This window comes from Tissierella simiarum, from assembly GCF_018917865.1.
Lineage (GTDB): Bacteria > Bacillota > Clostridia > Tissierellales > Tissierellaceae > Tissierella_C > Tissierella_C simiarum.
In genome coordinates this window covers 1-11270 of sequence record NZ_JAHLPM010000034.1, presented here as the reverse complement: position 1 = coordinate 11270, position 11270 = coordinate 1, and the positions used below count along the sequence as shown (strand labels likewise).

The window sequence follows — 11270 nt, the reverse complement described above, 5'->3', positions numbered from 1 at the left end:
GCTCGACTTGCATGTGTTAGGCACGCCGCCAGCGTTCGTCCTGAGCCAGGATCAAACTCTCATTTAAAAGTTTGATTAGCTCTTTTATTTCTCTTTGAATAAATTTCTAACTCAAAGTACTTCACACTGTTTAGTTTAAAAGGTTCATGTTTTGTGTCAACTTCTTTACTATAACAGATTTTGAAACTTAAGTCAACACTTTTTTTAAAAACTTTTATTTTCTTTTTCCTTTCGGAAAATCAGCCATTTATCTTGACTGGATTTTTAGTATAGCACAGATTTTTATCTTGGTCAACACCTATTTTAAGTTTTTATTTTAAAACTTCTATATTTATAATTAAGTGATCATTTATTCTATAATCCTTAATATTCCCTCTTCCTTAATTTATTCTAAAATCTACATAGACTACACTTTATTAAGTAGAATAATCACTATATTTTTCATCCTTATAGTATATCCCCTACAAATTAAGTAATAATAAAATTAGAATATCAAATAGAATATATTATAATACTCAAAGTTGATTTTTCCTTAATTCTAAGTTATAATTTTGTTAATAAAATGATGGAGGTACAATCTAATGAGCATATTACTAATTAATAAGTTAACAAAATAATTAATATCTTAATTAGACTTTATAAAACCCAAAAACTTTATATTAGAACTATAGGGGGTTTTATGCCCTTTTTTTGTTTTTTGATTTTCAGGGTTAGATTTAAGGTCTAAGTCTGTTTTTTATTTTTTGGAGGTGGTAATATGCTACGATTAAATGTAAATAAGGTTTCTAAAAATATTGGAGCTTTAGAAATATTAAAGGATATTTCTTTTAAAGTTTATACTGGTGATAAAATAGGTATTGTTGGAAGAAATGGATGCGGAAAAACAACTTTAATAAAAATGATTATAGATGAGTCTTCTCCTACTTATGGAACTATCAATTGTTATAGTAGGATTGGTTATTTACCTCAAGATAACAATAGTATGGAAAACTCAAAAGTTATAGAAATAATAGGTAGCTCTAGATATGATAAGGATACCAATGAATTGATTAATAACTTTCAACTTAAAGATTTAATGAATAAGAATATGAGCCAATTAAGCGGAGGAGAAAAAACTAAAGTATTATTTGTAAAAGCATTACTAAATGATCCCGAGTTTTTAATATTGGATGAACCTACCAATCATTTAGATTGGTATACTATAGAATTAATGGAATCCTATTTGAACCGATTTAAGGGCAGTATTCTAATAATAAGTCATGATAGACATTTTTTAGATAATGTGGTTTCAAATATCTATGAAATTGATAATGGAAAATTAAATAAATATAGTGGAAACTATAGTTTCTATAATAATCAAAAAAAGTTAGAAAGAGAAAAACAGCTAATAGAATATGAAGAATATATAAAAAAGAAAAGATCTTTAGAATTGGCTGCTAGAAAAACTATGGATAGAGCTAATAAATATAATAATATGTCTACCAATGATTTTCAAAGACATAAGGCAGCTAAGATTGCAAAAAGATCAAAGGCCATAGTTTCTAGATTAAATGCTCTAGAAAATAAAAATAAGCCTTTTAAACCTAAAGAAATCAATATAAAGATTGATTCTATTCTAGATAAAACAGGAAATATTCTCTTAAAAGGAAATAATATCTCTAAATCCTTTGAAAAACCTTTATTTAGAAATATAAACTTTCTTATTGAAAAAAATAGTAGAATAGGGATAGTTGGAAAAAATGGATCTGGAAAGACTACCTTGTTAAAAATTATTCTTGGAAATGAAGATTTTTTAGGAAATTTATCTTTATCTTCTACTACTAAAATAGGATACTTTTCTCAAGAACTAGAAAATCTAAATACAAAGAATACTGTTATTGATGAATTAGCGTTTATATCGGGAGATAATTCTAATGTAAGAAATATATTAGGATCTATGATGTTTAGAGGAGATAGTATTTATAAAAAAATTGCTAGTCTCAGCTATGGTGAAAAAGTAAGGGTATCTTTTTCTAAACTTATACTTGAAGAGCATAATCTACTAATACTAGATGAGCCTACTAACTTTCTAGATATTCCTACTCAAGAACTAATAGAAGAAGCATTATTAAACTATAAAGGTGCTATTTTATTTGTTTCCCATGATAGGTACTTTGTAGAAAAAATGGCTAAAGAAATATGGGAATTAGAAAACCAAAACTTGAACATTTATTTAGGCGAATACGATTACTATTTAGATAAAAAGAAAAATATCAACAAGGTACATCCTAAAGAAGAAATCCTATCTTTAGAAATGAAACTTTCTTACCTATCTTTTAAACTCTTAGATTGCTCTAAAGAAGAAAAAGAAAATCTCGAAAAAGAATACTTTGAAGTTTCAAAAAAACTTAATGAACTAAAAAAATAATTTAAGCCCTACTTAATGTAGGGCTTAAAAATATTTTTCTATTCTATTAAATATATCTCCGTCATATCCTCCACCTACGATTTTAATCTTATCCATAGAAATATTGTATATACTGTTGATAACTTCCTTTTGTTCTAGGTTTAATTCCAAAATTAAATCTAGTTTTCCACAACCTTCCAATACAAACTGTATATAGTGGGGACAATTGTGAACCTCACATGACTAAAGTCACATGTTTCTAGTATCACTACTAAAAGTTCCTGCTTCATCGACCTCGTAACCTAATATCTTCACAGGCGTCTTAATTCCCATAGGACCTACGGTACATTTATATTTATGCATTAAGCTATTTGGAGTTCATTTAATCCTTGGTTTAGTATATTTATAGCTGCGTTTATATCTCTATCATGTTCTTTATTACATTCTGGGCATGTCCAATTTCTTATGCTAAGGTTTTTTGTTTTCTGATTTTTATAACCACAATTATTACAATGTTGACTTGATGGATAGAATGGATCTATTTTATGATAGGTTCTTTTATACCAATCGGATTTGTATTCTAATTGTCTTGTAAACTCAGACCAAGATACATCTGATATTGCTTTTGATAGATTTTTATTTTTTATCATACCAGATACATTTAAACTTTCCGTTATTATCACTTGGTTTTCGCTGATAATATTGAAGGTTAGTTTATGTAAATAGTCTTTTCTTATATTGGTTGTTTTTTCATGTACTTTTGCTACTTTTATTCTTTGCTTATGGAAATTTTTGCTTCCTCTTTCTTTTTTGCTTAGTTTTCTTTGTTCTTTGGTTAGCTTCTGTTCATATTTATATAGAGTTTTAGGATTTGGTATCTTATTTCCATTGCTGTCTATTAACATGTCTGTTATACCTAAGTCTATTCCTATTTTATTGTTATTTTGGGATAAGGGTTCTATTTGAGTTTCTACTAGCATGGATACATAATATCTATTGGTAGGAGTTTTTGATATGGTGGCAGATTTTATTTTTCCATGAAATTCTCTATGGACTTTTGCTTTTATCCATTTTAATTTTGGTAGTTTTATTTTGTTGTTAATGAAATCTACTTCTATATTATTGTTGGTGAAATTAGTTTTATAGGATTTATAATTGTTCTTTTTGGATTTGTATCTGGGATAGCCTTGATTATTATTCCCTTTTTTTATTTCTGTGAAGAAATTCTGATAAGCTGTATCTAGATTATATATGGAGTTTGTTAGGGAAAATTTATCTACTTCTTTAAGCCATGAATATTTATTATCTTTTTTTAAGACTTGGTTAAGATGATTGTTACAATCAATTTTTGATAATGACTTTTTTTCAGTTTCATATATTTCTTTCTTCATGGATAAATAATAGTTATATATAAATCTTACACAACCAAAAGTTTTTGCTAATTGTTTCTTTTGTTTTTCATTTGGATATATTCTATATTTATAAGCTTTTAGCATAGATAAATCCACCTCATTTCTACAATGCTTTCATTGTATTATAATATTAAATTGAATATACATAACCTCTTCCATGAACATCCTTTGTCATATCTGTTAACTTCTCTTATATAGATTAACATACGGACTATAGAGGATCAAATATTTAATGATATATTATTGCATTATATTTATAACATACGTAAATATTTCGCTACTAACTCATGACTGAAGTCACGAGAGTGCATGGCGACTCTTCAAATTGTCTAATATCTGTTCCATGACAAACCCCTATTATCTTAATATTATCTACTATATTTGTTACTAAAGATATCAACAGTCATAGAGGTAAGGTGTAGTATTTTCTTCATTCGTATTCCTCCAAGATAACTTCCATATGAAAATGTGGCAGGTTAACCTGCCACATAATTTATTCTTCACCTATTGGTTTCATTGTTGGGAATAATAAAACGTCTCTAATACTTGGTTGATCCGTTAGAAGAATTATCATTCTATCTATACCAATGCCTAATCCTCCAGTTGGTGGTAATCCCACTTCAATAGCATTAATAAAATCAGTATCCATTGGATGGGCTTCTGCATCTCCTGCTTCTTTCTGTTTAACTTGTTCCATAAATCTCTCTTTTTGATCAATTGGATCATTTAACTCACTAAAAGCATTAGCAATTTCCCAAGTATTTATAAACGCTTCAAATCTATTAGTTTTTCTTGGATCTTCTGGGTTTCTCTTTGCTAAAGGTGAAATTTCTACTGGATGGCCTATTATAAAAGTAGGTTGAATTAAATGCTGCTCACAAAATTCTTCAAACATTTCAGATATAATGTGACCTCTTGTCATTTCAGGCTTAACTTCTAATCCTTTAGCCTTTGCTATCTCTGTAGCTTCTTCGTCTGTATTTATCGTAGAAAAGTCTACTCCTACATATTCCTTTATAGCATCTTCCATATCAAGTCTTCTCCAAGGTGGAGTAAGATCAATCTCTGTACCTTGATAACTTATTTTAGTAGAACCTAATGTCTTTTCCGCTACATAAGCAACCAGATTTTCTGTTAATCTCATCATTTCTTCATAATCTACATAAGCTTGATATAATTCTATATTTGTAAACTCTGGATTATGTTTAGGACTCATTCCTTCATTTCTAAACATTCTACCCATTTCATATACCTTTTCAAATCCACCGACTATAAGTCTTTTTAAGTACAATTCATTGGCAATTCTTAAGTACATATCAATATCTAAAGTATTATGATGAGTAATAAAAGGTCTAGCATTTGCTCCTCCTGCTATAGTATTTAAAATAGGAGTTTCTACCTCTAAGAATCCTCTCTCATCAAGATATTCTCTTACAGCTTTGATAATTTTTGATCTAAGAATAAATGTTTCTTTAACTTCAGGGTTTACTATTAAGTCTACATATCTTTGTCTATATCTTAAATCCTGATCTTTTAATCCATGGAACTTTTCCGGTAGTATTTGTAAAGATTTAGACATGATTAAAACTTCTTCTGCTCTTACAGATATTTCTCCAGCTTTAGTTCTGAAAACTTCTCCTTTAACGCCTATAATATCTCCTAAGTCATATAGACTTAACTCTTTATAAGGCTCCTCACCTACAACATCTTGTTTCGCAAATATCTGAATTCGTCCTTCACTGTCTTGTAAGTCTATAAAACTTACCTTACCGTGACCACGTCTTGACATAATCCTTCCAGCTACTGCAACTTTTTGTCCATCTAATTCTTCAAAATTATCTCTAATAGTGGAACTATGATGGGTGTAGTCAAATTTTTCAATAAGGAAAGGATTCTTGCCTTTTTCGATTAACTCATTTAGTTTTTCTCTTCGCATCAACAACATTTCATTCAAGTTTTCTTCGGTTCCTGCCATTCCTTTACCTCCTTCGTTTATTGCCTCATCTATCTAGTTATTTGTAAAATTTGATACTTTATAATACCATCTGGTACTTGTACTTCTACAGTATCCCCTGACTTTTCTCCTAATAAAGCTCTTCCTACAGGAGACTCATTGGATATTCTTCCTTCATAAGGATCTGCTTCAGCAGAACCTACTATAGTATACTCCATTTCTTCATCATATTCTAAGTCCTTAACCAAAACTTTTGATCCTATACTTACTACATCTGTAGAAATATCATCTTCATCTATTAGTTTAGCATTTCTTAACATCATTTCCAACTTTGCAATTCTTTCTTCTAATTGGGCTTGCTCATTTTTTGCCTGATCATATTCAGAGTTCTCGCTTATATCTCCAAAGGCTAAGGCTTGTTTTATCCTTTCTGCAATTTCTTTCCTTCTAACGGTTTTTAAATCATCTAGCTCATCTTCAAGTTTTCTCAATCCCTCTGCCGTCAAGAACACATCTCTCTCAGCCATTTGTCTCTCTCCTTTTCTCATAAAAATATTAAGGTTTTTTTAAGCCTCTTTTATTTATAATATTAATTTTTTATGGCCTTTCATAATATCGTATTTTTTATACAATACCTATTGTATGCAGAATATTATAATCAAGGTAAGTGGTATTGTCAAGTACTTACATTTTTCCCTTAGCTCTAATAACTAAATTTACAAAATCCCTTAAATAATAATAGTCACCATTAGAATATATTTGATAAAACTTTAAGTCTTGCTTTTCATTTAAAGACTCATATATGTTGGAAGAAAGTTTATTGTTTATCCAAATTGTATCTTCTATACCTAAAGAATCTAGCTGAAAGATAAAGTCCTCAATAACATGATAAGTATTTCTTCCTTTATCTGCAGTTTTAAAAATTTTACTGTGACTTAGGTCAAAGACTATAGCACTTTTTCTTAACTTAGATATATTAAAATCTAAAGTATCTTTTAAATTAACAATTATACTGTAATTACTAAGTATCTTTTCTATATTAGAAGAATGAAATAAGGATAGCCCAGTTTCTTCTAATATAGAATTATATATTTCTTCAATATTTTCCTCAGTATCTCCTATAGTCGTAATAAATCTCACTTCTTTAGAAAAAGACTTTATTATATCTTTGGCTATCGCTTTTCTATCACTAATTACTAAAATCTCCTGCTTTTTTAAATCTTCTTTTAGCAAATTATATATTTCTTTTATTGCTATAGGAATAGATTTTATTTTTGTGTTTTCTCCTGTAAAGATTCTCATATTTGTCTTTTTTCTAATTTCATCTACAGATTCTTTACCTATATGATTATAGTCTTCAATAATTAAAGTCTTATTTTGTTCTTGATTTAATTTAATTATTGCCTGTATATATTCATTTAACAACTTTTCTTCTTTTAAATCTATTGGTTTTAAATTTATTCCTGCTACTCTTCCAATTATATTGCCTTCCTTATTAATAGTATCTATTATTTTGGGTCTTATAATAGGTATGAATCTTTCTGGTACATACTTAAACCATCCTCTTTTATAATACTCCATATATTTTTCTTCATTTATTATATAAAGAAAACCTATAATACCCCTCCTCTATAATTTTTAATCTATTATATGAAAGGGATTTTTAAGGTATTCCTTTAACCTAACTTATTTAACTCCTCTATATATTTAATAAGAACTTTTTCCATATCCTCTTTTGTATCTATAGTATTTATTTTGTTTTTAACTTCATTGGAGTTTCTAATGCCTTTTATATACCAAGCAATATGTTTTCTCATTTCTCTTACTCCAATTCTTTCTCCCTTTATTGAACAAATTAGATTTAAATGCTCAATAGCCATAGATACTATTTCTTCTTTAGTAGGAGGTATATCTTCTTTCCCATTTATCATATTCAATATTCTTCTAAATATCCAAGGATTTCCCCTAGCTCCTCTACCTATAGCTATAGCATCACAACCAGTATATTCAAACATTCTTACTCCGTCTTCTGGTTCAAATATATCACCATTTCCTATTACTGGGATCCCAATAGCTTCCTTAGCCTGTTTGATAAAATTCCAATCAGCTTCTCCAGAATAAAACATATCTCTAGTTCTACCATGAATAGTTAAGGCAGAAATTCCTTCTTCTTCTGCAATTTTAGCTATATCTAATCCATTTATACTATCTTTATCCCACCCCATCCTTATTTTCAATGTTACAGGCTTATTGGATACATTAACTACTTCTCTTAAAATATTTCTAACTAAGTCCGGATTTTTAAGTAATGCACTGCCATCCCCATTTTTCACTATTTTAGGAGCAGGACATCCCATATTGATATCTATAATAGCTATATCTTCCCTAGTATTTAAATAGCTCTTTACAATACTAGCCATTATTTTAGGATCAGAACCAAAAATTTGAAGAGCTATAGGTTTCTCTCTTTCATCAACTTTAGTTAGTTCCTTAGTATTTTCATCTTTAAAAAATATTCCATTGCTGCTAACCATTTCAGAAAAAACCAGTCCTGCTCCTATTTGCTTGCATATTACTCTATAAGCTAAATCTGTTACTCCTGCCATTGGTGCTAAAAATATATTATTTTCTAATTCAATATTTCCTATTTTCATACTACCACCTCAAATATTAGAAAAATAAGTAGCCATAGGCTACTTATTCCTTTCATATATAATCCTTAATCCCTCAAGTGTCAACATTTTATCTATTTTATTTATATACTTACTTTCACTGGCAATTAAACTAGAAAAGCCTCCTGTTGCTATAACAGTTTCAACTTTTCCATTATCCTTCATTTCTTCTATCATTCTCTCGATTATATAGTCAACCATTCCTATATATCCATATACAAGACCTGATTGAATACTGTTTATGGTGTTTTTTGCTATAACTTTTTCTGGTCTTGATATTTCAACTTTGGGTAATTTAGCTGTTCTTAAAAACAACGCCTCACTAGATATCTTTATTCCAGGTGTAATGACTCCACCTAAATAGTCTCCTTCTTTGGATATAGCACAGAAAGTTATAGCTGTTCCAAAGTCTACAATTATTAATGGTCCGCCATATTTTTCATATGCCGCTACAGCATTTACTATTCTATCGGCTCCAACTTCTCTAGGATTATCATACTTAATATTCATGCCAGTCTTAACACCAGGTCCTACTACTATTGGGTCTATGTTAAAGTATTTTATACTCATAGCAGGTAAAGTATGCATTAAAGTTGGAACAACAGAAGAAATAATTACATTTTCTACGTCCTTAGGGCAAAGACCATGATATTTAAATATCTGTTCAAATAATAAACCATATTCATCAGAAGTCCTATCCTTGTCTGTTGCAATTCTCCAATCATAAAGCAGTTCTTGGTCTTTATAAACTCCAAAGACTATATTAGTATTCCCTACATCTATAACCAATAACATTAATTTCACCTTCCGTTTCTTAACCTCTATTCCTTAGTGCTCCAACTACGCTTACTACAATTATTATAGCAATAATCATTTCAGGTATACCATTAGTTAAAGCTATTCCAAAAATAATTTTTCTCGCAAATTCCGTATTTTTTCCTAAGGATTTTACAAATCTTTCTCCATAAAATAAATATATCATTAGAAGAACTCCTACAGTATTGGTCAATGACCCTAAAGCTGTAGATACAACTAAATCTAAAGCCTTATCCTTAAATTTTTTCTCAGTAAAATAAGCAATTATGACTGTCAAGGCTATAAGCATTACATTCACTAAAACTAACCAAATACTTTGTGAAGTCCTTATATTCTCATATATTCCATAACTTAAATAACCTATTATGCTTATCCAAATAGCGTATAAAAAGTATAGGGTTTTCTTATTCCCTAGATCTTTTAAACTTTTATATACATAATAAGATATTACGCCAATTAATACCCTTGGTACTACAGACACTAACGGATTCAAAAATACAAAAGATACAGGTGTAGGATTAGTAACTGCTTGAAATATACTAAATAATCCAAATATAAGTCCTACAAATCCTCCTACTATTGGTCCTTCCGTTATAGCACCAATAATTACTGGGATATGCATAATAGTTGCTCTTGTTGGTCCTACAGGAATAAAACCTAAAGGAGTCATTCCTAAAACTGCAGAAATACCTCCTAGTACTCCAATAATGGTCATCTTTCTTACATTAAGCTTTCTTTCTTTTACCATTTAAATCCCTCCGCTCTAGTTCCTATTATTTTGGATACCAGTCGTTTAAATTATTTAATTTTAAACTATACTCAGTCCAACTCTTAATAGATGTTGGCTATATCCTAACACAAATATTATAATTATATTTTCAAAATAATTCAACTTAAATTTATATATTAATATCTTCATAAGAACATAATCCATGTGAACTCTCAGCATGAATTATTCCATTGGTTATAGCCCTAGACATAACTTCTTGTGCTAAGGTACCAATAAGATTTATATCTGAATTAATTTCATTAGTAGCCATAGTAAATATAGTATCACCATCTAATGTAGTATGAATAGGATTAATTGACCTAGCAAAACCATTGTGTGCCATCTCCGATACCTTATTAGCTTCAGACTTAGTTAGAATAGCATTAGTAGCTATTACTCCTATAGTAGTATTTCTCATGGGAAACCCTAGAGTTTTATTTTCTCCTTTCATTATCTTATAAGTGTTTAACATTTGCTTACTCTCATAATCATATACTCCTGCTATCTGCCTATTAGTTTTATAATCATAAATATCTCCAAAGCTATTTACAGAAACTATAGCAGCTACCCATAGATCTCCTAGATTTATACTTGCACTTCCTAACCCTGACTTCATAGCATTGTTAGGTCCAAGAATTTTTCCTACTGTAGCCCCCATACCACAACCGATATTGCCTTGTCTATTTTCTTTTTCAGTTGCATTCTTTGCCGCTTCATATCCCATATTAAAATCTGGTCTAATTTTGTAATTGCCAATATTTAAATCAAATATTACTGCACCAGTAACTATTGGGACTTTAGTAACACCTACATCAAATCCAATGTCTTTTTCTTCTAAATACTTCATTATTCCAGAAGCAGCATCTAGTCCAAAAGCACTACCTCCTGACAATATTACAGCATGAATTTTGTCTACCATCTTTTCTGCCTTTAAAAGGTCTGTTTCTCTGGTACCAGGTGCAGATCCACGGACATCTACTCCTCCAGTAGCACCATTTTCACAGATAATAACTGTACAGCCTGTCATTCCTTCTTCAGACTGTTCATGACCTACTTTTATACCTGAAATATCGGTTATATATCCTGAATACATCATCTTATCTTCACCCTCCTTAGTATCATTGCTATCTTTAAAATAAAATAAAGCAGAGTCTCCTCTGCTTTATTTTACCCTCCGAAGAACATTAATAACAGCCCTGCTGCTACAGCTGAACCTATAACTCCTGCAACATTTGGTCCCATGGCATGCATTAGTAAGAAG

11 protein-coding genes and 1 rRNA gene are annotated in these 11270 nt (G+C 29.6%); 1 reads left to right on the top strand and 11 read right to left on the bottom strand.

The window, feature by feature from the left end; genetic code table 11:
- Window positions 1-67, bottom strand: a 16S ribosomal RNA gene (locus KQI42_RS20395); the annotation flags it as partial.
- Window positions 68-757: 690 nt separating this feature from the next.
- On the opposite strand from KQI42_RS20395, the gene abc-f reads away from it, so the two are divergent.
- Entirely contained in the window at window positions 758-2407 is a 1650-nt protein-coding gene (gene abc-f / locus KQI42_RS20390) for a ribosomal protection-like ABC-F family protein (protein ID WP_216522605.1), read from the top strand.
- A gap of 24 nt (window positions 2408-2431) precedes the next feature.
- Here abc-f and KQI42_RS20385 read toward each other — a convergent pair whose 3' ends face one another.
- The 10 genes from KQI42_RS20385 to KQI42_RS20340 all read right to left on the bottom strand — a co-directional run.
- Window positions 2432-2587 (bottom strand): hypothetical protein, encoded by a 156-nt coding sequence (locus KQI42_RS20385; RefSeq protein WP_216522603.1) that lies wholly within the window; start codon window positions 2585-2587, stop codon window positions 2432-2434.
- Between the two features lie 161 nt (window positions 2588-2748).
- Window positions 2749-3882, bottom strand: a complete 1134-nt coding sequence (gene tnpB / locus KQI42_RS20380) for an IS200/IS605 family element RNA-guided endonuclease TnpB (RefSeq protein WP_216522599.1) — start codon at window positions 3880-3882, stop codon at window positions 2749-2751.
- A gap of 409 nt (window positions 3883-4291) precedes the next feature.
- Window positions 4292-5773 carry a lysine--tRNA ligase gene (gene lysS / locus KQI42_RS20375; RefSeq protein ID WP_216522596.1) on the bottom strand — a complete coding sequence of 494 codons (1482 nt, stop codon included), beginning with the start codon at window positions 5771-5773 and terminating at the stop codon, window positions 4292-4294.
- A 29-nt stretch (window positions 5774-5802) separates the two neighbouring features.
- Window positions 5803-6279, bottom strand: coding sequence for a transcription elongation factor GreA (gene greA / locus KQI42_RS20370; protein WP_216522594.1), 477 nt, complete (start codon window positions 6277-6279; stop codon window positions 5803-5805).
- Window positions 6280-6436: 157 nt separating this feature from the next.
- Window positions 6437-7333: a hypothetical protein gene (locus tag KQI42_RS20365; protein ID WP_216522589.1), complete on the bottom strand. Its 897-nt coding sequence runs from the start codon at window positions 7331-7333 to the stop codon at window positions 6437-6439.
- Window positions 7334-7428: 95 nt separating this feature from the next.
- Window positions 7429-8406, bottom strand: a complete 978-nt coding sequence (gene dusB / locus KQI42_RS20360; protein ID WP_216522583.1) for a tRNA dihydrouridine synthase DusB — start codon at window positions 8404-8406, stop codon at window positions 7429-7431.
- A gap of 39 nt (window positions 8407-8445) precedes the next feature.
- A complete protein-coding gene (locus tag KQI42_RS20355) occupies window positions 8446-9228 on the bottom strand; it encodes a type III pantothenate kinase (protein ID WP_425519813.1) in 783 nt (260 codons plus the stop codon).
- 10 nt (window positions 9229-9238) lie between these two features.
- Window positions 9239-9988 carry an ECF transporter S component gene (locus KQI42_RS20350; RefSeq protein WP_216522577.1) on the bottom strand — a complete coding sequence of 250 codons (750 nt, stop codon included), beginning with the start codon at window positions 9986-9988 and terminating at the stop codon, window positions 9239-9241.
- A gap of 151 nt (window positions 9989-10139) precedes the next feature.
- A complete protein-coding gene (locus KQI42_RS20345; protein WP_216522607.1) occupies window positions 10140-11102 on the bottom strand; it encodes a P1 family peptidase in 963 nt (320 codons plus the stop codon).
- Window positions 11103-11176: 74 nt separating this feature from the next.
- On the bottom strand, window positions 11177-11270 hold a 94-nt coding region (locus KQI42_RS20340; protein ID WP_216522168.1), incomplete at its 5' end, for a sodium ion-translocating decarboxylase subunit beta.